19 protein-coding genes and 2 tRNA genes are annotated in these 22,931 nt (G+C 63.0%); 13 read left to right on the top strand and 8 right to left on the bottom strand.

The window, feature by feature from the left end; genetic code table 11:
* Nucleotides 1–153: 153 nt before the first annotated feature.
* Nucleotides 154–984, top strand: coding sequence for an alpha/beta fold hydrolase (locus HFRIS_RS22950; RefSeq protein WP_006465410.1), 831 nt, complete (start codon nt 154–156; stop codon nt 982–984).
* A 33-nt stretch (nt 985–1,017) separates the two neighbouring features.
* Here HFRIS_RS22950 and HFRIS_RS22945 read toward each other — a convergent pair whose 3' ends face one another.
* The gene (locus HFRIS_RS22945; RefSeq protein WP_006465409.1) at nt 1,018–1,212 is read right to left on the bottom strand and encodes a hypothetical protein; all 195 of its coding nucleotides are present in this window, start codon (nt 1,210–1,212) and stop codon (nt 1,018–1,020) included.
* A 57-nt stretch (nt 1,213–1,269) separates the two neighbouring features.
* Here HFRIS_RS22945 and HFRIS_RS22940 point away from each other — a divergent pair, with 57 nt between their 5' ends.
* Nucleotides 1,270–1,761: a helix-turn-helix domain-containing protein gene (locus HFRIS_RS22940; protein ID WP_209443043.1), complete on the top strand. Its 492-nt coding sequence runs from the start codon at nt 1,270–1,272 to the stop codon at nt 1,759–1,761.
* Nucleotides 1,762–2,250: 489 nt separating this feature from the next.
* On the opposite strand, the gene HFRIS_RS22935 is transcribed toward HFRIS_RS22940, so the two are convergent.
* From HFRIS_RS22935 to HFRIS_RS22925, 3 genes are all read right to left on the bottom strand, one after another.
* Nucleotides 2,251–2,326: transfer RNA gene (locus HFRIS_RS22935), tRNA-Lys, on the bottom strand.
* 71 nt (nt 2,327–2,397) lie between these two features.
* Nucleotides 2,398–2,473 (bottom strand) — tRNA-Lys (locus tag HFRIS_RS22930).
* A gap of 215 nt (nt 2,474–2,688) precedes the next feature.
* Nucleotides 2,689–3,513, bottom strand: a complete 825-nt coding sequence (locus tag HFRIS_RS22925) for a class I SAM-dependent methyltransferase (protein ID WP_006465407.1) — start codon at nt 3,511–3,513, stop codon at nt 2,689–2,691.
* 184 nt (nt 3,514–3,697) lie between these two features.
* Here HFRIS_RS22925 and HFRIS_RS22920 point away from each other — a divergent pair, with 184 nt between their 5' ends.
* Together HFRIS_RS22920 and HFRIS_RS25635 are read left to right on the top strand one after the other, a co-directional pair.
* On the top strand, nt 3,698–4,513 hold the full coding sequence (locus HFRIS_RS22920; RefSeq protein ID WP_006465406.1) for a MetQ/NlpA family ABC transporter substrate-binding protein: 816 nt from the start codon (nt 3,698–3,700) through the stop codon (nt 4,511–4,513).
* Nucleotides 4,514–4,595: 82 nt separating this feature from the next.
* On the top strand, nt 4,596–4,736 hold the full coding sequence (locus tag HFRIS_RS25635; protein ID WP_166757875.1) for a hypothetical protein: 141 nt from the start codon (nt 4,596–4,598) through the stop codon (nt 4,734–4,736).
* A 36-nt stretch (nt 4,737–4,772) separates the two neighbouring features.
* Here the strand turns inward: HFRIS_RS25635 and HFRIS_RS22915 are convergent, their stop codons facing one another.
* Complete coding sequence (locus HFRIS_RS22915; RefSeq protein ID WP_006465405.1) at nt 4,773–5,372, bottom strand: DNA-deoxyinosine glycosylase; 600 nt, start codon at nt 5,370–5,372, stop codon at nt 4,773–4,775.
* Between the two features lie 164 nt (nt 5,373–5,536).
* On the opposite strand from HFRIS_RS22915, the gene HFRIS_RS22910 reads away from it, so the two are divergent.
* The 3 genes from HFRIS_RS22910 to HFRIS_RS22900 all read left to right on the top strand — a co-directional run bounded on the left by HFRIS_RS22910 (nt 5,537) and on the right by HFRIS_RS22900 (nt 7,383).
* Nucleotides 5,537–6,286, top strand: coding sequence for an SDR family oxidoreductase (locus tag HFRIS_RS22910; protein ID WP_006465404.1), 750 nt, complete (start codon nt 5,537–5,539; stop codon nt 6,284–6,286).
* A 34-nt stretch (nt 6,287–6,320) separates the two neighbouring features.
* The gene (locus HFRIS_RS22905) at nt 6,321–6,767 is read left to right on the top strand and encodes an Mpo1 family 2-hydroxy fatty acid dioxygenase (RefSeq protein ID WP_006465403.1); all 447 of its coding nucleotides are present in this window, start codon (nt 6,321–6,323) and stop codon (nt 6,765–6,767) included.
* Nucleotides 6,768–6,930: 163 nt separating this feature from the next.
* Entirely contained in the window at nt 6,931–7,383 is a 453-nt protein-coding gene (locus HFRIS_RS22900) for an outer membrane lipoprotein (protein WP_006465401.1), read from the top strand.
* 61 nt (nt 7,384–7,444) lie between these two features.
* On the opposite strand, the gene HFRIS_RS22895 is transcribed toward HFRIS_RS22900, so the two are convergent.
* The 3 genes from HFRIS_RS22895 to htpG form a co-directional block, all read right to left on the bottom strand.
* The gene (locus HFRIS_RS22895) at nt 7,445–8,023 is read right to left on the bottom strand and encodes a GNAT family N-acetyltransferase (protein ID WP_006465399.1); all 579 of its coding nucleotides are present in this window, start codon (nt 8,021–8,023) and stop codon (nt 7,445–7,447) included.
* Nucleotides 8,007–8,534 carry an FUSC family protein gene (locus tag HFRIS_RS22890; RefSeq protein ID WP_006465398.1) on the bottom strand — a complete coding sequence of 176 codons (528 nt, stop codon included), beginning with the start codon at nt 8,532–8,534 and terminating at the stop codon, nt 8,007–8,009. Before HFRIS_RS22890 ends, HFRIS_RS22895 begins: the two co-directional genes overlap by 17 nt.
* A 166-nt stretch (nt 8,535–8,700) precedes the next feature.
* Nucleotides 8,701–10,611, bottom strand: a complete 1,911-nt coding sequence (htpG, locus tag HFRIS_RS22885; RefSeq protein ID WP_006465397.1) for a molecular chaperone HtpG — start codon at nt 10,609–10,611, stop codon at nt 8,701–8,703.
* A 581-nt stretch (nt 10,612–11,192) separates the two neighbouring features.
* On the opposite strand from htpG, the gene HFRIS_RS22880 reads away from it, so the two are divergent.
* The 6 genes from HFRIS_RS22880 to HFRIS_RS22855 form a co-directional block, all read left to right on the top strand.
* Complete coding sequence (locus HFRIS_RS22880; protein ID WP_006465396.1) at nt 11,193–12,707, top strand: TolC family protein; 1,515 nt, start codon at nt 11,193–11,195, stop codon at nt 12,705–12,707.
* 12 nt (nt 12,708–12,719) lie between these two features.
* Entirely contained in the window at nt 12,720–13,559 is an 840-nt protein-coding gene (locus tag HFRIS_RS22875) for an OmpA family protein (protein WP_006465395.1), read from the top strand.
* A complete protein-coding gene (locus tag HFRIS_RS22870; RefSeq protein WP_006465394.1) occupies nt 13,556–14,929 on the top strand; it encodes an HlyD family type I secretion periplasmic adaptor subunit in 1,374 nt (457 codons plus the stop codon). Before HFRIS_RS22875 ends, HFRIS_RS22870 begins: the two co-directional genes overlap by 4 nt.
* Before the next feature lie 127 nt (nt 14,930–15,056).
* Nucleotides 15,057–16,727: a hypothetical protein gene (locus HFRIS_RS22865; RefSeq protein WP_006465393.1), complete on the top strand. Its 1,671-nt coding sequence runs from the start codon at nt 15,057–15,059 to the stop codon at nt 16,725–16,727.
* A gap of 39 nt (nt 16,728–16,766) precedes the next feature.
* Nucleotides 16,767–18,470: a peptidase domain-containing ABC transporter gene (locus HFRIS_RS22860; protein ID WP_006465392.1), complete on the top strand. Its 1,704-nt coding sequence runs from the start codon at nt 16,767–16,769 to the stop codon at nt 18,468–18,470.
* 121 nt (nt 18,471–18,591) lie between these two features.
* The coding region (locus HFRIS_RS22855; RefSeq protein ID WP_006465391.1) for a beta strand repeat-containing protein at nt 18,592–22,931 on the top strand (4,340 nt) is incomplete at its 3' end.

Genomic DNA, 22,931 nt, shown 5'->3' with positions numbered 1-22,931 from the left:
GGACTTCGCGTCAGGCGTGCGATCCGCATGATACTTGGGCTCGCACGTCGCCGTGGCTGACAGCGTGTCCGGTATATTAAGGGGGAGGCATACCCCTTGAAGGCTGTTTAGGCGCACCCTTGGGTGCGCCTTTTCTTTGGTGGAGGTGTCTACGTGAATGCGCCGCAATCATGCCGGTTCGAGGTGAAGGTCGAGGGTGTCACCCTGCAGGCCTGTCTCTGGGGTGAGCGCAAGCCGGGCCGTCCGGCCCTGGTGTTGATGCACGAATCCCTCGGTGGGCTGGCCCTTTGGCGGGACTTTCCGGCGCAATTATCGGCGCGTACCGGTTGCGCCGTGGTCGCTTACGATCGCTATGGCTTTGGTGCCTCCGATGCGCGCAATGACCGGCTTCCATCTGATTTCGTCGCCGCCGAGGCCCGGCCGTGGCTGGCCGCCGTATTGCAGCAGCTGGAACTGGGCGCCGTGGTGTTGTTCGGTCATAGCGTGGGCGGCGGAATGGCCATCTCGGCCGCGTCCCAATTGCCGGATCAGGTGGTGGCCGTCATCACTGAATCGGCTCAGGCCTTTGTGGAAGAGCAAACGCTGCAAGGCATACGCGCGGCGCGTAACAGCTTCGCCGACCCGGCCCAGGTATTGCGGCTGGCGAAGTACCACGACAACGACGTGCGGAAAGCACGGTGGGTGCTCGATGCCTGGATCGACACCTGGCTCGATCCAGGCTTTGCCGGCTGGTCGCTGGATGCAGCCCTGGCCCGCGTGCATTGCCCGGTGCTGGCGCTGCATGGCGATCTGGATGAATTTGGATCACTGGCGCATCCGCAGCGCATTGCCAGCATCGGCGTAGAGGGGCAGCAGGGACGCGAATGCCTGGTGCTGTCCCGCTGCGGCCATGTGCCTCATCGGGAGCAGCCGGAGCAGGTTCTGCAGGCAGTCTGCGATTTTCTGCGGCGGCGGGTCGAAGGCTGTTCACATTTGTCTGGTTAGCGGGGGGAGGCGCGTTCGGTGTGAGCGCCGCCTCTATTGCTCATCCAGATCCCCCTGGAAGGCCTGCAGGCCTCGCAAGTACATCATCCTGATGAACAGTGCCCGGGATCGGTAAGTTTGTGCCGCAAAGTGGTTAGCCTCCTCAAGTTCAACCTCGGTAAGTCGAAAATTCACCAGACGTGCCGACGCATTTGCGGGCATACGTTCGGTTTGTTGCTTGCCTGCCATAAGATGTCTCCTGGCTTATTGATTCGAGAGAAACATTCTAGGAGAGGTCGTTTTCAGATGTCATCGAATAAAACTGAATATTTGACAATACTTGGCGATCGGTTGGCGAAAGAACGCAGCCGTTGTGGCCACACCCAAAAGTCCGTGGCTGACGAACTGGCGATCACCGCCCGCACCCAGATCAAGTACGAGATCGGCGAAACCGCGCCGGACGCATACTACCTGCATGGCCTCGTGGCGATCGGCATCGATGTCACCTATGTGCTGACCGGCACGCGAGGCGTGCTCCCGACGGCACAGGAGAGTGAACTGATCTCCTGCTATCGCAGTGTCGATGCACCGACCCGCACTTTGCTTGTGCAACTGCTGCAAGGAATGGCGCGCATGTCGCTGGCGACACGCAAGAAGCGCGACTTCTACGCTGTTCAGGACGTCAAGCGTGGCAAGCCGGGTCGCCGCAAATCAGTGCCTCCCGAAGCACCGAAGGTCGATGCTGGTGGCGACTCAACCACGCCGACCTCGGGCCCGGACCGAATGGACGGGCGCTGAGCCGGAGGGGGGGGGGCGCCTTGTGCTGTTTTCCGAAGCCTCAGGTCGATTGGCAAGCTTCGCCCTGGAGCATCACCTCGCGGTGCCGCGTCGAGACCACGAAAACCATCGCTGGGCCTATTCATGACTTCCTCGCACGTCGGCGGGTCGATATGGGGAATTGTGTTCCGGGCAGCTCTGCATCAAGCGATATCTGCATCAAGCGATATTCGGCTTTAGTGAAGGCCTGGCATTTGCGGAGTTGCTTTTGTCCGAAGTCGTACGGCCCCGTTTTGGTAGCCAGCAGATTGCTTCATTTCCCGGCAAGTCATGTCGTCTATGCGAGCTGATCTTGCTGACAGTGAAAGGAGCTTTGCTTCCAGGCTGTTACCAAACCGCCACTCAGGCGTGTGAGCTGATCTCGCCGATGTAGTGGCTTGATCAACAAACCGGGAATGGTGGAAATGAAAAAAGGGTTACAGACCTGTGCAGGCTGTAACCCTTTTGTATTGGTGGGGCGTCACAGATTCGAACTGTGGACCTACGGATTAAGAGTCCGCTGCTCTACCAGCTGAGCTAACGCCCCGAGATGTTCCTGCCAATGCAGGTCAATCTGGAAGTGAAAAAGGCCTCGATACGAGAGGCCTTTTGAAATTTTGGTGGGGCGTCACAGATTCGAACTGTGGACCTACGGATTAAGAGTCCGCTGCTCTACCAGCTGAGCTAACGCCCCGTTGCTGCACTTCGTTGTTGCTGCAGTGCTGCAAGAGAGAGCGCATTATAGGAGGGGGTAGGGGGCAGTGCAAGCATTTTTTGGGAAAAAGATAAAAATATTTTATCTCTTGGCACTAACAAGCTATCCAGCCCTCTGTTTTGTGGCGAATGGCGCGCACTGATCGCGCCATTGCAACAAGGCCATGCCAGGCTATTGCGCAGTCCCCTTTACGCTCAATCTCCAGCTTTGATACCGTTCACCCAGGACTTTGCCGGCAGTTTGGTCTGGGCCTCGATTAAGGCCGCCCGCGCATAGAGTTCCGGAAAATCAAACACGATCTGTCCCTTGAAGGCCAGCGCCACCACGTTGCCATCGTGGACCTCCGGCAGCGACACCACCTTGTCGAAGGCGAACTCCATGGCGTGCAGGTTCTTGGCGTAGCTGGGATGATCGCCGAAGAGGTTGACTGTCATCACGCCACCCGGCGCCAGGCTGTCGTAACAGGCCTGGTAGAACTCCGGGCTATCCAGCACCGGCCCGCGCGCCGTGGCGTCATAGAGATCGACCTGCAACGCATCGATGATGCCGTGACTGGCGGCATGGACGATGAAATCCATGGCATCGCTCTCGATGATCATTAGACGTTCGTCCGGTTCAGGCAGCTTGAACATGCTATGGCAAATCGCAATCACCGCCGGGTTCAATTCCACCGCCGTCACCTGCGCCTGCGGGAATTGCCGATAACCGAACTTGGTCAGCGCACCCGTGCCCAGCCCCAGTTGCACGATGTGTCGCGGCGCACCGTTGAACAGCATCCACGCCATCATCTGCTGCGCATATTCCAGTTCGATCCAGTCCGGTTTGCGGATGCGCATGGCGCCCTGCACCCATTCAGTCCCGAAGTGCAGATAACGCACGCCGTCCAGTTCGGAGAGCGTGACCGGTGCGTATTTGGGCTTGCGCGGCTTGTTGCTGTCGGCGTCCAGTTGTTGACGACGGCGATTGGGTCCCGCCTTGGTATTGGCCTGGGCCTCGATGGATTTTCTTTTGATGAGCATTTTCGATAAGAATCTGGCGCAGCATCCCGAAGAGAAGGGCGTGCCGACGGATGCCGAATGATACCTTGCCTGACCGATGCCCAGCGCCTTGCCTGCAATTGCCGCATATCGACATGCGGATTCATTCCTTCTTCCGGGCTTGGCTACATGTGAGGATGCAGACCTCATCATTTTCGGAGTCACCATGCATTTCGCTGCATTCATCAAGCGCATCGCAGTCGTTGCTGCGCTGACCCTGGCGGTCGCGCCCCATCTGGCGCACGCCCAGGACAAGACCAAGATCAAGGTCGGCATCTCGGTCGGCAGCGCCGAGGCCATCTTCGATGTGGTAAAGAAAGTCGCCGCTCGCGATGGACTGGAGATCCAGACCGTGGTCTTCAGTGACTATCTGCAGCCCAATGCGGCACTGGCAGCGGGCGACCTTGACGCCAATGCCTTCCAGCACCGCCCCTACCTGGAAAGCCAGATCGCCGCGCGCGGCTACAAGATCGTGCCAGTCGGTCTGACCATCACCGCGCCGCTGGGCATCTATTCGCGCAAGTTCAAGTCGGTCGACCAACTGCCCAACGGCGCCCATATCGGTATCCAGAACGATCCCTCCAACGGCAATCGCGCCCTGCTGCTGTTGCAGAAAGCCGGCCTGATCAAGCTCAAGCCGGGCGTGGGTGAAAACGGCGTCAACGCCACGCCGCTGGACATCATCGACAATCCCCGCAAGCTCAAGCTGATCGAGCTGGACGCCGCGCAACTCCCGCGCTCGCTGGACGACCTGGCCGCAGCCTCCATCAATAACGACTACGCCTACAAGGCCGGTCTATCGCTGCAGAAGGACACCATCGCCGTCGAAGACCCGCGCGGCCGCTATGCCAACATCATCGCCACCCGTGCCGAAGATCAGGACAAGCCTTGGGCCAAGAAACTGGTGCAGGCCTACCACTCCGAGGAAGTGCGCAAGTTCATCGAGACCGAATTCAAGGGCTCGCTGGTCCCCGCCTTCTGAGTCGGGCGGCAAGCACGAGCCGAACCGCCTTCCGGGGCGGTTTTTTCATGCCAACCGCGCCGGCCTCCATTAAACTGCCGGCATGATCAAGAATCTCATCCTCTGCCTGAAGCTGGCCATCGTCTTCGGCGCCATCGTGTTTTTCGCGAAGGCCTTGCAGTATCTGATTTTCAATGGCGGCTTGTCAGGCGAGTTCTACGATTACCTGTTCTTCCGTAAGTGAACGCCGGGTGCGGGCGCTGCAAAGGACCAGCAGGCCTCAAGCGGATCCGGTCAATGCATCGCGCCAGCGCTGCAGCTTCTGCGCATATGCCAGCGCCGCATAGGCCGGGCTGCTGGACGGCAACAGGGCGATCCGATACCGCTGTGCATGCGACCCCAAGGCCGCCAGTCCCAGCTTGGCCGCCGTCCCGCCATTGAAGGCAATCGTGTGCAATTGCGGCAAGGTGGCCAACAGCGCCTGCAGGTCGTTCTGGGAGTGATCGCGGATAGCGCTGTCCAGGCTGCCCAGACGTCGCGCATTGGCGATCACGTCCCACAGGCCGATGCGGTGTTCCAGCAGCGTCGCCAGCCGGGCTTCATAGGCCATCCCATACAAATCGGCCCCGATCACCTCGCCCACCAGGCGCCAGAACGCATTGCGCGGATGGCCATAATACTGGTGCAGGGCCAGCGAGGCGGCGCCAGGCAGGCTGCCCAGGATCAGGGTGTGCGTGTCCTGCGCCACCACCGGCGGAAAGCTCGCCAGCAGCGGATCGCTGGCGGTGAAGGCTACCGGCGCGTGGGTAGCGTTGCTGGACTCCGCTACCGATGCCGGGGTCAAGGCGGCAGCACGCCGGGCGTTTTTGCGGTCGGGCATGATTGCGTCTGGATGAAAAGAATTTCAGCAAGCGCCGCACTCATCTGGACGCGGCACAATGACCGGCGGCTGCAGATGCCGCGCGCTTGCGGCAAAATGCACATCTTAGCGTAATCATCCCCCGGGCCAGCGCGTTCGGGCATTTCATCCAAGGGAGACAGGACATGACAGAAAAGGTCATCATCGTCACGGGCGGCAGCCGTGGCATCGGTGCGGCAACCGCCTTGCTGGCGGGCCAGCGCGGCTATGCGGTATGCGTCAACTATGTCAGCAACCGTGACGCCGCCGAATCGGTGGCCGAACGCATCCGCACCGCCGGTGGCCGCGCCATCACGGTGGCCGGTGATGTGTCCCGCGAGGAGGACGTGCTGCGGCTCTATGCCACGGTAGACGAGCAGCTCGGCCGCGTGAGCGCCCTCGTCAACAATGCCGGCATCCTTGAACACCAGTCCCGCCTGGAAGACATGAGCGCCGAGCGTATCACCCGCGTGCTGGTCGCCAATGTCACCGGCAGCCTCTTGTGCGCGCGCGAAGCGGTCAAGCGTATGTCTACCCGCCATGGCGGCCAGGGTGGGGCCATCGTCAACCTGTCCTCGATGGCGGCCAAGCTGGGCGGGCCGGGCGAATATGTCGACTATGCCGCCTCCAAGGGGGCCATCGACGCCTTCACCATCGGCCTGTCCAAGGAAGTGGCGGGCGAGGGCATTCGCGTCAATGGCGTGCGCCCGGGCCTGATCTATACCGACATCCATGCCAGCGGCGGCGAAGCCGGCCGGGTCGATCGTCTCAAGGGCGCCGTCCCGATGAAACGCGGCGGCACTGCCGAGGAAGTCGCCCATGCCATCCTCTGGCTGCTCTCGGACGAGGCCTCCTACGCCACCGGTACCTTCATCGACGTCTCCGGCGGCCGTTGAGGCCGGCCGGTTTCCTTTCCAGCGGAGAGCCAGCATGGATAGCACGATTTCACCCCGTCGTATCGACGAGTTGCTGGCCCGCTACGGCGAGCACCACCGGCACCCCATGAACGAGCTGATCCACTGCATCTGCGTGCCGGCCATCGTGTTTGCGGTGCTGGGTCTTTGCTGGCTCATCTCGCCGGCGGTAGCACTGCTGGTCGCGGCCGGCGCACTGGCTTACTACCTGCGCCTGTCGCCGCCCTTTGCCGTGGGCATGCTGGCCATGTCGGCGCTGATGCTGGTCGTGCTGGCGCGCTTGCCCGCAGGTGCGGTGCTGCCGGTCTCTGTCGTGGTCTTCGTGCTGGCCTGGATCGGCCAGTTCGTCGGCCATCGGATCGAAGGGCGCAAGCCCTCCTTCTTCCAGGATTTGCGCTTCCTCCTGATCGGGCCGCTGTTCGTACTGGCCTTCCTTTATCGGCGCTGGCATATCCCGTACTGAAGCGGGCAGCCGCAGCATTTCCGGATCGGGCGCGCTTTGTATTAAGATGTCGCAGATGGACGGTATCGACCGCCGACGCGTATTCATGGCGCGTTTGCGAGGATGCATGCCATTTCCACGCTGCCCGGAGACGGGCCAAAATTTCAGTTGGAGTGTTTTTGTTATGAAGAAATTGCTTGTGATTGCAGCCTTGGGTTCCCTGGTGGCCGGCTGCGCAGTGACCCCCAATTCGGCCAGCGTCTACAACTCCCGCCAGGCGCAGGGTGAGCAGACCGTGCGCATGGGCGTGGTCGAATCGATCCGCAACGTGACCATCGACAAGGGTTCCAGCGGCATCGGTACCCTCGGTGGCGCCGCACTGGGCGGCATCGCCGCGGGCTCCAACATCGGTGGCGGCAACGGTGCCCTGGCAGCTGGCATCGTCGGCGCGCTGGCCGGCGGCGTGCTGGGCAACCAGGCTGAAGCCCACCTGAACAACCGTCCCGGCCTGGAAATCACCGTGCGCCTGGACAATGGCGAACTGCGTGCCATCACCCAGGATGCCGACGAGCCGTTCCGTATCGGCGAGCGCGTGCGCCTGCTCTCCAACGGCCGTACCACCCGCGTGACCCACTGATCGGCGTCACCGCATCAGAAAAAGCAGGACTGCGGTCCTGCTTTTTTTGTCCTTGCGCAGTTCAGGAGCAAGCCCGCGTCAGCCAGGCTTGCCTCTCCATCCGGTATAGCCGGTGCATGCGATACGGGTGATTCACGGGCAGCCGTGGGTGCAGGAAGTCGTCCTGCACGTCCGTGTGCATTCCCAGCCTTTGCATTACCGCCAGCGAGCGCAGGTTCGCCGGGATCGTGAATGCCACGATCTGGGATAAATGCAGTGCCTGGAACCCGTAATCGAAGGCACAATGCGCTGCCTCACTCACATAACCCTTTCCCCATAACGCCGGCGCCAATCTCCAGGCGATTTCCACGGCCGGTGTGAAATGCGCTTCAAATCCCACCTGCATCAAGCCCACGAGCCCCGCGAACTCGGCCACGTCCGGTATTTCCAGCGCCCATGGGCCGAAACCGTGCATGTCGAAATGCGCTTCGATGCGATCCGCCAATGCATCGCTCTCCGAGCGCTTCAGCGGAGCCGGGAAATGCTGCATGGCCACGGGATCGGCATTGAGCTCAGCCAGCGGCCCTCGATCATCCGGTCGCCACCGACGTAGCAGTACCCGTGGTCCCCTCAGCAGGGCGTTTTCAGGAGTTCGCAGCATCCCCATCCTCCGGCTTGGACCGCAGCTTCAGCAGCCACATGTAGATCACCGTCTCCAGCAGCGCCACCGTGCTGCCGATGATGACTTCGCCCACCCGCATCAGCGCCAGATGCAATTCCTGGCTCAGCCCCTGGCCGGTAAAGGCCGCCGACAGCAGGATCACCACGGTCGCCGGGCCCAGCCGCCAGTTGCTGGGATAGTTCTGCAGCAGCATGGCCACCACTACGGCCGCAGTCAGCGCCACCAGCATCGCCAGGAAGGTCGGGCCGAATACCACCAGGGCAATGCACGAGACAATGCAGCCCGAAATGGTATTGATCAGCCGCGCCCGGAAATTGGCCTTGGCCACCGTCATGTCCGGTTCGGTGACGATGATCAGCGAGATCATGGCCCAGTAGGGCTCGGCGATGCCCAGGGCGCGCAATCCGTACCACAGGATCAGGCAGCCGGAGAGGATCTTGACCAGGTAGGCCAGGGCATTCTTGCGGGGATTGATGAAGTGCAATTCCATGGAAACGGGCGGGAGCAGGGGAGGGGCGACTGGATGGGGGCGATGTTAACCATGCACGGACAACCCGGCAAGCCTCCATGCAAAAACGCCGCCGCGTCCGGAGTGACCGGTGCGCGGCGGCGTTTCTGGCGCAGGCACCCGAACCCGGGCGCCAGGCTGCTATGGCTTACTTGCCGGCCATGGCCAGCAGCATGTCATTGGTACGCTTGACGAAGCTGGCCGGGTCAGCCAGGGCGCCACCCTCGGCCAGCAGGGCCTGGTCGTACAGGATGTGCGACCAGTCGTCGAAGCGCGCCTCTTCATACTTCAGACGCTGCACCAGCGGGTGGTCCGGATTGATTTCCAGGGTCGGCTTGGAATCCGGTGCGGCCTGTCCCGCCGCCTTCAGCATGCGTACCAGGTTGCCCGAGAGCTCGTTCTCGTCAGCCACCAGGCAAGCCGGGGAGTCGGTCAGGCGGAAGGTCACGCGCACGTCCTTGGCCTTGTCGGCCAGGGCAGTCTTCATCTTCTCCACCAGATCCTTGTACTCGGCCTGCGTATCTTCGTGCTGCTTCTTCTCGGCTTCGTTTTCCAGCTGGCCCAGATCCAGACCACCCTTGGCCACCGAGGCCAGTTCCTTGCCTTCGAACTCGGTCAGGAAGGACAGCATCCACTCGTCCACGCGGTCCGTCAGCAGCAGCACTTCCACGCCCTTCTTGCGGAAGATTTCCAGGTGCGGGCTGTTCTTGGCCGCCTGGAAGGTCTCGGCGGTGACGTAATAGATCTTGTCCTGGCCTTCCTTCATGCGGCCCAGGTAGTCGGCCAGCGAGACGTTCTGCACCTCGCTGTCGTTGTGGGTCGAAGCGAAGCGCAGCAGCTTGGCGATGCGCTCCTTGTTGGCCGCGTCTTCGCCGATGCCTTCCTTGAGCACCTGGCCGAACTCGGTCCAGAAGGTGGCGTACTTGTCCTTCTGCGCCTGGTCCTCGCTGTTGGCCAGCTCTTCCAGCAGGCCCAGCACGCGCTTGGCCGAACCATCGCGGATGGCCCGCACGTCGCGCGACTCCTGCAGGATTTCGCGCGAGACGTTCAGCGGCAGGTCGGCCGAATCGATCACGCCCTTGACGAAGCGCAGATACACCGGCATCAACTGCTCGGCATCGTCCATGATGAACACGCGCTTGACGTAGAGCTTGATGCCGCCGCGCTTGTTTCGGTCCCACAGGTCGAACGGGGCGCGCGCCGGGATGTAGAGCAACTGGGTGTATTCGCTGCGGCCCTCGACCCGGTTGTGGGTGTAGGCCAGGGGCGCGCCGAAATCGTGCGAGACGTGCTTGTAGAACTCTTCATATTGCTCAGGCGTGACTTCCGACTTGCTACGGCTCCACAGCGCGCTGGCCTGGTTCACGGTCTCCAGCTCGTCCTTCTGCACGGTTTCCTTCTTTTCCTCGTCCCATTCTTCCTTGTGCATCAGGATGGGCAGGGAAATGTGGTCGGAATACTTGCGGATGATGGACTTCAACTGCCAGGCCGAGAGGAACTCGTCCTCACCCTCGCGCAGGTGCAGGATGATGTCGGTGCCGCGGCTCGGCTTGTCGATCTGCTCGATGGAGAAATCACCGGCACCTTCGGATTCCCAGCGCACGCCTTCGGCGGCCGGGGTGCCGGCACGGCGCGTCTCGACCGTGATGCGGTCAGCGATGATGAAGCCGGAATAGAAGCCCACGCCGAACTGGCCGATCAGGGCCGCGTCCTTCTGCTGGTCGCCCGACAGGCGCGAGAAGAACTCCTTGGTGCCCGACTTGGCGATGGTGCCCAGGTGGGAGATGGCCTCCTCACGGTTCATGCCGATGCCGTTGTCGGAAATGGTGATGGTGCGTGCGGCCTTGTCGAAGCTGATCTTGATCTTCAGTTCCGGGTCGTCTTCGTACAGGCCGGCGTTGTTGATCGCCTCGAAGCGCAGCTTGTCGGCCGCGTCGGAGGCGTTGGAGACCAGCTCGCGCAGGAAGATTTCCTTGTTCGAATACAGCGAGTGGATCATCAACTGGAGCAGTTGCTTGACTTCGGCCTGGAAGCCCATGGTCTGTTTTTCGGTGGCCATGTTTGTGTCCTTATTGAAGAAATGGATGAGTTGAATAGCTTGCGGCAATCGCCTGTGGGCTGGATATAGGGAGAGACTTGTGGTTTTTCAACAGCATTTTTAAAGAGTTTTTCAGCGCTTTGGTCTTCTGCGGAATTTCCTGATGGCACGGCGGCAACAAGATCACCATAATTGCGACTATTAATTTTTATCAAGTCAATTGAAATTAAACGGTTTTTTGCCGTTATTTGTAATTGAGTTGCAATCCTCGAGTGATAGAATTGTTTTGACAAAATGGTAATAATTTTCGTTTTTCCCCAAAGAGGGAGAGCGGAAGCAGAGGGCCAGGCCGGGACTTGCAAAGACGAAGAATATGAGTCCCCGTGCCTGATAACTGGAATCGCAGCGCTGGCTGGCGATTCTTTCCTAAGGGTGTTTTGGGGCAGGGGAGGCCGGTCCGGTACCGGCTGATCGCGTTGATGAGAGTTCTCAAGAGCAAACAGTTCATATTCGCAGTTTCACTCGGACTGACCGCGCCCCAGGTGGCACGGTCTGCAGATAACCCGCCGCTACCGGCGGAGCCGCCGGCAGCGTCCAGAGCGGTGGTGAACGTACCGCCACAGAACGGCGGCACCCTGGATGTACCGCCCCAGATTCGCCTGGGCGCCGATCCGGCCGGTCCGGCGCTGGCCGACTATCGCCTGCCGGCCTTGCCCGCCGATACCCCGGCACCTTCGGCGCAGGACGAAATCCTGCTGCTGCTGCGCCAGTCCGATCCCGGCTTTTCCGGCAACCTGATTGCGCTGCCCCAGATCAGCATCGTCTCCGAGGGCGATGTCGTCCCTGACCTGAACCTGCGCAGCGTACTCGACCTGGCGCTCAACAACAGCTACAGCTATGCCGCCACGGCGGCCCAGGCCGATCAGGCCCGCTATGCGTCCAGGGCCACCGCCGGACAGATGGGGCCGACCCTGGACGTGCGGGCGCAGAAGGGCAACGAGTATTCCTCGCCTTCCTCCGTGCTCGACCCCAATACCGGCCTGGTGCAGCGTGCGAACTACCACAAGCGCTGGGACGTCACGCTGATCGGCCGCCAGCCCATCTTCGCGCCTGGCTCCTACTACGACTACCGCAAGTCCAGTTCCCTGGCCGATGCCGCCGACCTGCGCCGCGACGACGCCCGCGAGACCCTGTACTACAACGCCATCAAGGCCTACTACGACGTCATGCGGGCATACGCCTCGCTGTCCTTTGCCCGCAGCTATTCGCAGCGCATGAGCGCCTTGCTGGACTACATGAACAAGCGCCTCGAAGGCGGCGGCGCCAGTCGCATCGATTTCGAACGCGTGCGCGGCCGCTCGCTGACTGCCCAGTCCGCCGTGGCCGAAGCCGAAGGGGCACTGGAAAGCGCCATGGTGACCCTGAACCAGGTCACCGGCCGCAAGATCGAGCAGCTGGAAGTGCCCGACCACATGATGCCGGTGGTCCCCGATACGTCCAAGATCGCCCTGCAGGACGTCTACGACACCAATCCCGGCGTGCGTGCCGCGCGGCGCGATCTGGATGCGGCCAACCAGGAACTGAAGTCGGCCCGTGCCAAGTTCTCGCCCACGCTGGCCCTGGAATGGACCCAGATCAAGAGCCGTGGCGTGGGTGGGGCTATCGACACTACCACCAACGCCCTGCAGCAGACCACCGACCGCCGCCTGATGCTGGTGATGTCGATGAACCTGCTCAACGGTGGCTCCGACGTCTATTACACCAAGCAGGCCGGCGCCAAGTACGTCGAAAAGAGCAACACCGCGCTGGACCTGGAACGCAAGTTGCGTGAGCAGATCGAGATCAATTACCGCACCCTGGGCGCGGTGAGAAAGCGCATGGAAATCTCGCGCCAGGCTTACCTGACCAATGCCAACGTGGCCGATGTCTTCCTGGAACAGCTCTCCACCGGCAGCAAGCAATTGCTGGACGTGCTGGATGCCTACCAGCAGGCCTACCAGGCGCGTACCGATTTTGCCAACCTGCTGTTCCAGCAGGCCGACATCAGCTATCAGATCCTGCGCAACACGGGGCGCGCCTCGGCGCTGGAAACCCTGCCCGCGCGGGCAGCGAAATAGGACGGGGGACACATGGAGGGGGGAAGGGAACAGAATTTCTGGCCAGGCTTCGTGGACGCACTGTCCAACGTGGTGCTGGTGATGATCTTCGTGGTGGTGGTGTTCGTGGTGACCTTGTTCTACTACTCGCAGAAGCTGGCGCAGACCAAGGTCAGCCAGCTGATCTCGCAGACGCAGAGCCAGAATCAGCGTGAGGTCAAGGCATCCCAGAAGGATGTGGCTGCCGCCGAACGCAGCGGGGCCGAGCGCCAGAACGACAATGCGCCCACTAACGCCAGCAGTGCCAGCAGCGCTGCCAACAGCGCCGCATCCAGCGCCGCTGAGACACCGGGCGAGCGCGAGAAGGCCAAGGAAATCGAACAGCTCAAGCGCGAAGTGGCCACCCTGAAAGCCAAGCTGGCCGCGCCGCCGCTGCAGTCCGACAACGGCAGCCTGCGTAGCGACGCCGCGCCCTCCAGCCCCAACGCGATCCAGGTCAAGACCGAACCCAATGACAAGGAAGTGGCCCCCGGCCTGCGCATCGACGCCAACGAAAAAGCGGTCACCCTCACTTTCGACGCCGACTCCACCCAGTTGAACGAAGAGGGCGGCAAGGCCCTCGACAAGAGCATCGGCGACTGGATCCGGCGCGTCAAATCCAGCCAGGGCAAGATCGTCGTGACCGGCGTCATCGGCAGTGGCAGCTACAGTGAAAGCCGCCGCCGCGCCTACTACCGCACCGTCGCCGTGCGCAATTACCTCATCGATGCCGGGGTCGACAAGGAGCGCGTGACCAGCCGCGTGGCCACCGACCAGAATGGTAGCGGCAACGACGCCCGCGTGGTCGTGCAATATCAGGCCTCGGCAAAATGACGCTCTCGCTCAAGCCCGGCGCCGACCACGGGATTGCCTCCCGCGGCAAGGGCTTCATGCGCCGCGTGGCGCCGCGCCTGGACCGCCGCCTGGGCCAGTTGCACGCCATGCCGCGTCCGCGCCTGGCGGTCCTGGCCTGCGCGCTGCTGCTGGCCTTGCTGGTCGTCTGGTCCATCCTGGCGCCGATCGACATGGTGGTGCGCGGCAGCGGGCGCATCGTCGCTTCCGAACATAACCAGGTGATCCAGCATCTAGAGGGTGGCATCGTCTCGGCCATCCTGGTGCGCGAAGGCGCGGTGGTCAAGAAGGGCCAGACCCTGATCTCCATTGCCGACGTGCGCGCCAATGCCGACCTGGGCGAAGGCCGTGTGAAAATCCTCGGCCTGCGCGCCAGGACGGCGCGGCTCTCGGCCGAAGCCTCCGGCGCGGCCAGCCTGCAGATGCCGGCCGACCTCGAGCGTGATGATCCGGCCGTGCAGAGCGAGCAGGCCGCCTTTGCCGCCCGCGCCGCCAAGCTGACGCAGGAAATGTCGGTGCTGCGCGAACAGGCCGCCCAGCGCCAGGCCGAACTGGGCGAGGCCGTGAGCCGCCAGAAGAGCCAGGCCACCGAGGTCGACCTGGCCCAGCGCCAGTACAAGCTGATCCACAACATGCTGGAGCGCAATGCCGCCTCCCAGCTGGAAGACATCCAGGCTGCGGCCCGCGTGCAGGATGCCCAGAGCCGCCTGGCCGCCACCGATGCCATGATCCCGCGCCTGAAGGCGGCCATCGCCGAATCCCAGGCCAAGATGGGCGAAGCCTCCTCGCGCTTCCGCTCTGATGCCCGTACCGACCTGACCGCCACCGAAAACGAACTGGCGCGCCTGCAGGAAGAAATCAAGTCGCGCAACGACCGTGTCTCCCGCTCCGAAGTCAAGGCACCCATGGATGGCGTGGTCAACCGCGTCATGATCAATACCGTGGGCGGGGTGGTGCGCCCGGGCGACCCCATCATCGAGATGACCCCCAGCGACGACAAGTTGGTCATCGAAGCCCGCATCTCCCCGACCGACCGTGCCGAACTGGTCACCGGCGCCCGTGCGCGGGTCAAGGTCTCGGCCTATGACTATGGCGTCTATGGCGCCATGGAAGGCGTGGTCACCGAGATCAGCGCCGATACCGTGCCCGACGAGAACAACCAGCGCGGCGAACGCAGCTATCGCATCAAGATCGCCGTGCAGCGCGGCGACAGCGCCTTGCAGCGCAAGCTGGACCTGATGCCCGGCATGACCGCCAGCGCCGACATCATCGTCGGTCGCCGTACCGTCTGGCAGTACCTGATGTCGCCCCTGTCGCGCTTCGGCCAGGGTGCCCTGCGGGAGCCGCGATGATCGCCCCGCACCGCCTGCATCCCCGGTTTCACCGGTCGCGCACGCCCACCCTGATGGGCGTTGCGACCTTTGACGTTTTCCGCACCATCCACATCCCTTGCGTTCTTTTCTCCGGAACCTCGCACGTATGAAAAACCTTCGCCAGTTCTATGCACTTGCCGCCATCCCGACGCTCCTGCTGCTGTTGGGCGCCTTCCTGTTCCGGGGCTTCGTGGGGCATGCCATCCAGATCAACCCCTTCCTGAACCTGTTCATCATCGCCGTGGCGCTGTTCGGGATCGGCCTGATCGGCTACAACCTGTACCGCGTCAACTGGGAATACGACAAGCTGATGCAGTTCTATGACCGCACCAAGTCCGGCGAATCCATGGAGAGCCTGGTCAAGGCGCCCGAGTTCGAGGGCACCGAGATCGGTCAGGTGCTGGTCAGCGTGGCCAGCACCAAGGGCCGCCTGACCTCGCGTATCGAACAGGAAACCATCGAAGGTTCGCTGCACGACCTGCGCGCCCACCTCGAAGCCAAGACCGAGTTCCCGCAATTCCTGACCGGCTTCATGATCGCGCTGGGCCTGCTGGGGACCTTCATCGGCCTGCTCGAAACCCTGGTCAGCACTGCCGAGCTGATTGACGGCTTCGGCAAGGCCAGCACCGGCGGCGACATGGATGCCTCCTTCATGCATCTGGTGGCCGACCTGCAGAAACCGCTGGCTTCGATGGGTACCGCCTTCTCGGCCTCGATGTTCGGCCTGATCGGTTCGCTGGCGCTGGGCCTGACCCTGACCCCGCTGCGCGCGGCCAGCAAGAAGCTGGTGGCCCGCGCCCGCGAATGCATCAGCGACATGGTGCAACACGTGGTGCACGACGCCACCGGTCCGGCTGCCACCCAACGCCAGGGCGTGTCCGAATCCTTCCTGGCCGAATTCCTGCAGGATCTGATGGTCCTGCAGCGCGAATCCATCATGGCTGCCCGCAACAGCTCGGAAGCCTCGCTGCAGGCCGGCATCAAGCTTGAAGGCCTGAATGACCGCCTGAACAACATCGTCCAGCTCTTCAACGACAGCATGGAAGAATCGCGCAGCCTGCGCCAGCTGGTGGCCTTCGGCCCGCGCATGCACGAAACCGCGCAGCAGACCCTGGAAGAGATCCGCACCGTCGGACAGTTGATCAATACCAAGATCACCTCGGCCCGCGACCTCTCCGACAGCCTGTCCTCGCTGGAAGAACGCCTCTCGGTCAACGGCGACATCGCCAACCGCACCTTCGAAGTGCTGCCGCAGATCGTCACCACCATCCAGGCCGGCCAACTGGCACTGTCCACCGCGCTGAGCTCGCTGCAGACGCAGCAGGGCGAAATCTCCAACATGAACGAAAAGAACGCGCAGAACATCGCGCAACTGCCGGCACTGCTGAACCAGATTTCCGTGCGCCTGGCCGACGAGATGGGCGCCATCCAGTACCAGGGCGAACTGCAGGCCACCGTCGCAGCGCGCCTGAACGAACTGGGCAACACCATCGGCGAGAACTCCAGCAACATGGCCCGCGACGCGCTGTCGGCACGCCAGCTGCAGATCGACCTGGCCAAGCACATGGCGACCCAGAACGATCGCGTCAAGAACCTGGGCGCCATCCCGCAATCGCTGACCTCCATCACCGAAGCCCTGATGCGCCAGAACATCAACTGGCAGACCGTCATCGACGAAATGCGCAGCGGCCGCCAGACCATGGTCAAGGACCTGCGTCTGGAGCTGCGCGAAGCCATCCGCGAAATCACCACCGCCAACCGTGGCGGCCAGGCCTGATCGCGGCATAACCGGGCATAAGAGAGTCACCACCGCATCATGAACGCCAGCGAACAGGTCCACATCGATCAACCGCAGGTCCTGCAGGACCTGCGGCAGGACCCCAGCTATCTGTCGCTGTTGCGCGCCTATGGCAGTCGCTTCGTCGAGATCATCGTGGCCGGGGTGCTGGTGAACCTGCTGGGCCTGCTCATGCCGCTGTATTCGCGGCTGATCTACGACAAGGTACTGGGCAACCACATTCCCGAGACGCTCTGGGCGCTGACCCTGGGCATGCTGCTGTTCATGGCGCTGGAAATGGTATTGCGCGTCATCCGCGTGTACTACACCGAACAGCTGGCCGGGCGCCTGGATACCGAGTTCGACGAGGTCTCGGCACGTCGTCTCCTGACCGCCAAGGTGCAGGCCCCGGTCGGGGTGGTGCTGGCACGTTACCGCGACCTTTCGGCCGCGCGTGACCTGCTGTCCTCCAACTACATGCTGTTGCTGGTGGACCTGCCTTTCCTGCTGCTCTACCTGGTGGTGCTGGGCCTGATCGGCGGCCACATGGTGTGGGTGCTGCTGGTAGGCGGGGCCGTGCTGGTGGCGCTGCAGCTCCTGCTGAAGGTGCCGGCCAACGACTATGCCAATGCCGCCATGAAGGCCGGTGCCGGCAAGGTCGACAAGCTCGCCAGCATCGTCTACGGCATGGAAACCCTGAAGACCACGCCGCTGCAGGACCGCCTGTTGCGCAGCTTCCTGATCGACGCCGCCGCTAATGCGGTGGCCCAGGCCAAGAGCCGTTACTGGATGAACACCAGCTACGCCATCTCCAGCGTCGGCTATACCTTCATCGCGGTGGCCACCCTGGTGGTGGGCGTCTATTTGGTGGAAGACAATCTCTTGACCGTGGGTGCGTTGATTGCGTGTTCACTCCTGATCAGCCGCGCCACCACGGTGCTGTCGTCGCTGGCGGCACTGCTGGGGCGTATCGAGATGTTCCGCCGCGCCCGCGCCGAGTTCGACCAGCTGTTCGAGGCGCAACCCGAGACCGTCAGCGCCGACGTGCTGCGCCAGGAAATGCGCGGCCTGATCCAGGTCGGCAACCTGCTGCTGCACCTGGACAGGAAGGAAACCCCGACCCTCAAGCATGTCTCCCTGACCGTGCAGCCGGGCGAGAAGGTCGGCATCGTCGGCCGCTCCGGTTCCGGCAAGTCCACGCTGCTGCGTGCGCTGGCCGGGCTGCATCATCCCGACGAGGGCCATGTGCTCATCGATGGCGTGGCCGTGACGGCCTATGCCCCTGAGGTACGCATGCGCTGCATCGGCTTCAAGCCGCAGGAACCCTTCCTCTTCGATGGCACAGTGGCAGCCAATATCTTCGTCGGCGACCGCGTGCCGGGGCAGGTGTACGAGGCAGCGTTGGCGGTGTCCTCGCTGGACGACCTGATCGCCCGTGGCGAACTGCGGCTGGACCAGGTCATCAAGGCGCCCGGCAATCTTTCCGGTGGCCAGCGCCAGATGGTGGCCCTGGCCCGGGTGGTCGCCAGCACGCCGCGCATCCTGCTGCTGGACGAGCCCACCACCGGCGTGGACCAGCAGACCGAGGCCCGCATCATCGAGCGCCTGGTGGCCTATGCCGGCCCGCGCACGCTGGTGGTGGCCACCCATAGCCCCGCGCTGTTGCAGCACATGGACCGCATCGTCGTCATCGACGGCGGCCGCATCGTGGCCGACGGGCCGCGGGCCCAGATTTTGCAGTAACGCCGTGCAGCCCACGGCGAACCTGATTCGAACCGATCTTCGATAGCGAGGAAACATGGCAACCGCAAGCTCATCACAAGCGAACTCCGCGGACAAGGTCACCGGCCCGGTACGGGTGGTGATGCCCGACCAGGCCGGCAGCTTCCAGGTCAGCGCCACCCGCGCCGCCGTCCAGCACGTCCAGGTGGTGGACGTGGACATGGTGCTGCACATGGCCGACGGCACCAAGGTGGTGCTGGCCGGGGGCGCCATCGAGGCGATGGACGACAAGTCCAAGGTCAAGTTTGCCGATACCAGCGCCGATACCGGCAAGCTGCTCGATTCGGTGGGCAAGATCGCGCTCAAGCCCAATGACCAGTCGCGCATCCTCAATTCCGACCCGGTGGCGGTCCCGCCCAATGTGACACCGGCCCAGCAGGTCACGGTGGACCGCAATGCGGCCAGCATCGGCAACGATGGCGGCAGCCAGTTTTCCCAGATCATCAGCGAGAATTCGGCCTCGCTCACCACCAGCAGCAACGGCACCAGCAAGGCCGGTGGTTCGGCCGGTGCAGTGGTGGGGGGCGACACCACCCACACCACGGTGGGCGCCACCGCGGCGGCGTCGCAGAACCTGACGGCCAATACGCCACCGGTGTTCTCGCCGCCTGCCAATCCCAGTTCCAACGATGCGCCGGTCAAGCCTTCCGAACCGCAGGTGCCGCCCGAGCGGCCCGGCTCGATTCCCTCGCCGCCGATCCAGGTCGACCCCTCGCAGCCGGCCATGGCCATCAAGCTGGTCAACCTGGCCACCATCACCCAGACCGGCGACGTCCTCTACGGCAGCGGCGGCATTCCGCAATCGGCCACTGATGCCGGCCTGCCGTTGCAGTTCAGCACCCAGGTGATCAACGCCGGCAATGATGTGCGCACCATCTATGCCGCCGGCAACAATGCCGGCACCTTCATCAAGGTGTTCGATGTCACCATCACCGGCAATGGCAACGTGGTGTCGGTGATCGTCTCGGGTGTGCCGGCCAACATGTCCATCGTCAACGCCACCGATCTCGGCGGCGGTCGCTACGAGATGACGGTGGCTGCCGGCCAGACCGATTTCCCGATGCAGTTGCAGTACAACACGGTCGAAGCCAATGCCTCCTCGCCGGTGCATCAGGCCTTCGATCTCACCTTCACCACCACGGTCTCGACCTCGCGCGGTCCGCAGACCCTGGTCGATGTGCGCCACGTCGCCGTCAAGGACGCCACCGTCTATGGCGACCTGAGCTACCTCGATCCGGCCACCGGCGACCCGGTGCTGGTGTTGCCGGCCCAGGGCGCACCGCACGAGGTACATGCCGGCAACGGTGGCGTGACCATCTACGGCAGCAATGCCAATGACCTGCTCTATGGCGGCAGCGGCAACGACATCATCTACGGTGGCAGTGGCAATACCTTCTTCCAGGGCGGTGCCGGCGCTGACCAGCTGGTGGGCGGCGTCAACAGCACCGGTACCAACGTCAACACGGCCAGCTACGCTGGCTCCAGCGCCGGCGTGACGGTCAATCTGGTGACTGGCCTGGGCAGTGGCGGCGATGCCCAGGGCGACCAGCTTTCCAACATCCAGAACCTGCGCGGCAGTGCCTTCGACGATACCTTCGTCGCCAATGCCGTGGTCAACCGCCTGGATGGCGGCAGTGGCGGTTCCGATACGGTGTCCTACGTGTCTTCGAACGCGGCCGTAACGGTCAACCTGATCACCGGCACCGGCGCGGGCGGTTACGCCCAGGGCGACACCTATACCCATATCCAGAACGCCATCGGCAGCGACTACAACGATCTCTTCGTGGCCAGCAGCGATGCCAACCGCTTCGACGGCGGCCTGGGCTCGAATACCGTCTCCTACGCCAATTCCAATGCCGGCGTGAACGTCAACCTGCAAAGCGGCCTGGGGAGCGGCGGCGCAGCGGCGGGCGACAGCTACGTACGCATCCAGAACGTCATCGGCAGCGCCTATGACGATACCTTCGTGGGCAACGTGGACGTCAATACCTTCGATGGCGGCACCGGTGGCAATGACACGGTCAGCTATGCCGGCTCCACCACCGGCGTGTCGATCAACTTCGTCTCCGGTCGCGGCACCGGCGGCTATGCCGAGGGCGACAGCTACAACCACATCCAGAATGCCATCGGCTCGGCCTTCGACGACGTCTTCATCGTCGGCGTGGATACGCGCCGCATCGACGGCGGCAGCGGCGGTTCCGATACCCTGAACTTCGGCGCTTCCACCGGCGCGGTCAACATCAACATGATCACCCAGACCGGCAGCGGCGGGTATGCGCAGAACATCAGTTTCGCCAACATCCAGAACATCGTCGGCAGCTCGTATTCCGACACCTTCATCGCCAGCGTCGGAGCCAACAATTTCAACGGCGGCCTGGGCGGCTCGGACACGGTGAGCTACGAGTTTTCCGCCAGCGCCGTGACGGTCGACCTGACCCACACCGATGGCACCGGCACCTCCGGCGGCTACGCCCAGGGCGACGTGCTGGCGCACATCCAGAACCTGATCGGCAGCGCCTACGACGACATCTTCATCGCCAGTGCCGACGTCAACAATTTCGACGGCCGGGGCGGCTCCAATACGGTCAGCTACATCTATTCGACCGGTGGTGTCACGGTGGACCTGACCAATACCATCGGCACCGGTACCGGCGGCTACTATGCGGCGGGCGACTCCTTCACCAATATCCAGAACCTGATCGGCAGCGTCTACGACGATACCTTCGTCGCCAGTGCCGCGGCCAACAGCTTCGACGGCGGTGGCTCCAACCACAACCGCGTCAGCTATGCCGCCTCCAGCGCCGCCGTGACGGTGGACCTGAACTACGCTGACGGCACCGGCACCTCCGGTGGCTATGCCCAGGGCGACAAGCTGGTCAACATCCAGGACCTCACCGGCGGCGCCGGCAATGACCTCTTCGTGGCCAACCTGGCAGCCAACAACTTCGACGGTGGCGCCGGCTCCAACACGGTCAGCTACGCCCGTTCCAACGGCGCCGTGACGGTCGACCTGGTGCAGGGCAGCGGCAGTGGCGGCTATGCCGACAACGACACCTACCTCAACATCCAGAACGTCATCGGCAGCGACTACAACGACCTGTTCATTGCCAACCTGGCGGCCAATGCCTTCGTCGGCGGTGCCGGCAACAATACCGTCAGCTATGCCAAGGCCAGCGATGGCAATGGCGTCACCGTCGACCTGTTCCACGGCACCGGCAGTACCGGCTTTGCCGCAGGTGACACCTATAGCGGCATCCAGAACGTCATCGGCAGCGCCTATGACGATACCTTCATCGCCGACAACAACGTCAATGTCTTCAATGGCGGGCTGGGTTCCAATACGGTCAGCTACGCCTTCTCGACCGGCGCGGTGACGATCAACCTGGTCACCGGCACCGGTAGCGGCGGCTTTGCCGCCGGCGACAGCTATACCGCCATCCAGAACGTGGTGGGTTCCGCCCAGGACGATGTGATCATCGCCAGCGCCGAGGCCAATAGCATCGACGGCGGCAGCAGCACGGCCACCTCCCACAATCGGGTCAGCTATGCCAACTCGGACGCCGCCGTGACGGTGGACCTGAGCTACACCAACGGCACCGGTACCTCGGGCGGCTACGCGGCCGGCGACAAGCTCTCCAACATCCAGGACCTGACCGGCAGCATCTACGACGATACCTTCGTGGCCAGCCTGGCGGCCAACAACTTCGACGGTGGCGGCGTCTCCCTGCACAACCGCGTCAGCTATGCGCATTCCACCAGCAGCGAAACCATCAACCTGTTTACCGGTGCCGGCAGCGGCACCTATGCCCAGAGCGATACCTATACCAACATCCAGGACGTCACCGGTGGTTCGGGTGACGACCTGATCATCGCCAGCGCCGCCGCGAACAATATCGACGGTGGCGCCAGCACGGCGAGTTCGCATAATCGCGTCAGCTACCAGAATTCCACCGTGTCCGAAACGGTGGACCTGTTCAACGGCGTAGGTACTGGCGGCACTGGCAGCCTGGCCAACGGCGACACCTACACCAACATCCAGGACGTCACCGGCGGCAGCGCCGACGACACCTTTGTCGCCAGCGCCGCAGCCAACAATTTCGACGGTGGCGGCGGTACCCACAACCGTGTACGGAGGACTAGTGCCAATTCCAGCGTGGACGAGACCGTCAACCTGGTCACCAGCGCCGGCAGCGGCGGCACGGGCAGCCTGGCCAATGGCGATACCTATACCAATATCCAGGACGTCACCGGCGGCAGTGGCAACGACACCTTCTACGGCAATGCCGCGGCCAACCGTCTGGATGGCGGCGGCGGCTTGCACAACCGGGTCAACTACAGCAGTTCCAGCTGGACATCTGATACGGGCATCCGGTCACCCCGGGTGGGAAGGCTGCCCCCTCCCCACTTGCATCGAATCCCGTT

The organism is Herbaspirillum frisingense GSF30 (assembly GCF_000300975.2).
Lineage (GTDB): Bacteria > Pseudomonadota > Gammaproteobacteria > Burkholderiales > Burkholderiaceae_D > Herbaspirillum > Herbaspirillum frisingense.
Note: the sequence above shows the minus strand (reverse complement) of the source record. Positions and strands in the feature narration are given on the sequence as shown.

What these genes read in the sequence shown, in the direction of transcription:
- HFRIS_RS22945 (WP_006465409.1), bottom strand. Translation starts at nt 1,212, where the DNA reads ATGGCAGGCAAGCAACAAACCGAACGTATGCCCGCAAATGCGTCGGCA.
- HFRIS_RS22940 (WP_209443043.1), top strand. Translation starts at nt 1,270, where the DNA reads ATGTCATCGAATAAAACTGAATATTTGACAATACTTGGCGATCGGTTG.
- HFRIS_RS22925 (WP_006465407.1), bottom strand. Translation starts at nt 3,513, where the DNA reads ATGCTCATCAAAAGAAAATCCATCGAGGCCCAGGCCAATACCAAGGCG.
- HFRIS_RS22920 (WP_006465406.1), top strand. Translation starts at nt 3,698, where the DNA reads ATGCATTTCGCTGCATTCATCAAGCGCATCGCAGTCGTTGCTGCGCTG.
- HFRIS_RS25635 (WP_166757875.1), top strand. Translation starts at nt 4,596, where the DNA reads ATGATCAAGAATCTCATCCTCTGCCTGAAGCTGGCCATCGTCTTCGGC.
- HFRIS_RS22915 (WP_006465405.1), bottom strand. Translation starts at nt 5,372, where the DNA reads ATGCCCGACCGCAAAAACGCCCGGCGTGCTGCCGCCTTGACCCCGGCA.
- HFRIS_RS22910 (WP_006465404.1), top strand. Translation starts at nt 5,537, where the DNA reads ATGACAGAAAAGGTCATCATCGTCACGGGCGGCAGCCGTGGCATCGGT.
- HFRIS_RS22905 (WP_006465403.1), top strand. Translation starts at nt 6,321, where the DNA reads ATGGATAGCACGATTTCACCCCGTCGTATCGACGAGTTGCTGGCCCGC.
- HFRIS_RS22900 (WP_006465401.1), top strand. Translation starts at nt 6,931, where the DNA reads ATGAAGAAATTGCTTGTGATTGCAGCCTTGGGTTCCCTGGTGGCCGGC.
- HFRIS_RS22895 (WP_006465399.1), bottom strand. Translation starts at nt 8,023, where the DNA reads ATGCTGCGAACTCCTGAAAACGCCCTGCTGAGGGGACCACGGGTACTG.
- HFRIS_RS22890 (WP_006465398.1), bottom strand. Translation starts at nt 8,534, where the DNA reads ATGGAATTGCACTTCATCAATCCCCGCAAGAATGCCCTGGCCTACCTG.
- htpG (WP_006465397.1), bottom strand. Translation starts at nt 10,611, where the DNA reads ATGGCCACCGAAAAACAGACCATGGGCTTCCAGGCCGAAGTCAAGCAA.
- HFRIS_RS22875 (WP_006465395.1), top strand. Translation starts at nt 12,720, where the DNA reads ATGGAGGGGGGAAGGGAACAGAATTTCTGGCCAGGCTTCGTGGACGCA.
- HFRIS_RS22870 (WP_006465394.1), top strand. Translation starts at nt 13,556, where the DNA reads ATGACGCTCTCGCTCAAGCCCGGCGCCGACCACGGGATTGCCTCCCGC.
- HFRIS_RS22865 (WP_006465393.1), top strand. Translation starts at nt 15,057, where the DNA reads ATGAAAAACCTTCGCCAGTTCTATGCACTTGCCGCCATCCCGACGCTC.
- HFRIS_RS22860 (WP_006465392.1), top strand. Translation starts at nt 16,767, where the DNA reads ATGAACGCCAGCGAACAGGTCCACATCGATCAACCGCAGGTCCTGCAG.